This window comes from Vibrio sp. 10N.222.55.C6 (assembly GCF_041473395.1).
Taxonomy (GTDB): domain Bacteria; phylum Pseudomonadota; class Gammaproteobacteria; order Enterobacterales; family Vibrionaceae; genus Vibrio; species Vibrio crassostreae_C.
On the sequence record NZ_JBFRSD010000213.1, the window covers coordinates 1 to 1097 of the forward strand.

Genomic DNA, 1097 nt, shown 5'->3' on the forward strand with positions numbered 1-1097 from the left:
CTCTAGTACTGATAAATAATCTGCAAAGTATTGCTCGACTGGAGCAAGATTCATTTCATCCAAACAGAGCCAATAAGATCGTACTTTTTGTTGAGTTTGACTACCACCAGTGACCACCAAACGTTCTCCACGCTGTTCATTAGAGTGAACCTGAACACTTAAACCACTATCAAAGATTCCACGCCAAGCTTTTGCGATGAACTGCAACACATCAGTGGTGATGTATTCCGCTTGACCATCTTTTGATAAGCGCGAGACATACCCCAACAAGTCGCTTGGTTCATGCCAATCAGGACGCACGGAAGTAAGGCAATAAGTTTCATTTAGAGAGCCAGTCGCTTCTACTTGTTTACGAACAAAGCGAGTCTTACCCGTTCCTGAAATACCGGCTAAAAGAAGGAATGGTTTAGATAAGCATTGCCGCTCTACGAAAACTGTAGGTTCTACAGGCTCATTACGTGTATTAATACCTGCATATAGTTCTAAAAGCTCTTTGATGTCAGATATTAAAGCATCATTATCTGGCATCTGGTCTGTCGGATAAAACTTAGCACCGGCAGAAGCCCACTCATAAGACTGACCCAATGTAGTATTCGATCGTAACTCAACTGTCTGATCCCATTGCATAAGCTGTTGGTTTGAGGTACGTATTCTATCTCGCATCTCTTTTGCTTTTTGCTTCGCTAAGGTTGTCCCATATTTGCTTTTTAACTCTGTGGTTCCGAAACCTAACGACAAGTAAACCCCAGAACCATCTGAGCGAAACAAATAAACAGGATATACACCTGATTGTGTTGAAGTTGTAATTTTTGAGTCGAGGATGGATAACCAAGCGACATCGGCCCAATTACCGGCTCCGGCACTCGCTTTCATCAGAAATCGTTCATCAAGATCCAATTCAGCCTTTAAACATGAAGTTAGATCTTTCCTTAGTAACTTAGCAATAGGGTGACTAGAAAATGGCTCTGTCTTTGCTTGCACCCAGTTACTTGCTATTTCTGATAATAGAGCCCTTAACTTCATAAATTCACCTTCATTTGACAACTCGAAGCTTATCGATTAAATCTTAGCTATTAATTCATGTACACTCTTTGAAT

The 1097-nt window shown here is 41.0% G+C and carries 1 protein-coding gene; it reads right to left on the reverse strand.

Annotated features, from left to right (window positions below; translation table 11 throughout):
- Positions 1-1023 (reverse strand): MrcB family domain-containing protein (locus tag AB4486_RS23300; RefSeq protein ID WP_372118908.1); only part of this gene is annotated, 1023 nt, incomplete at its 3' end.
- Positions 1024-1097: the final 74 nt, after the last annotated feature.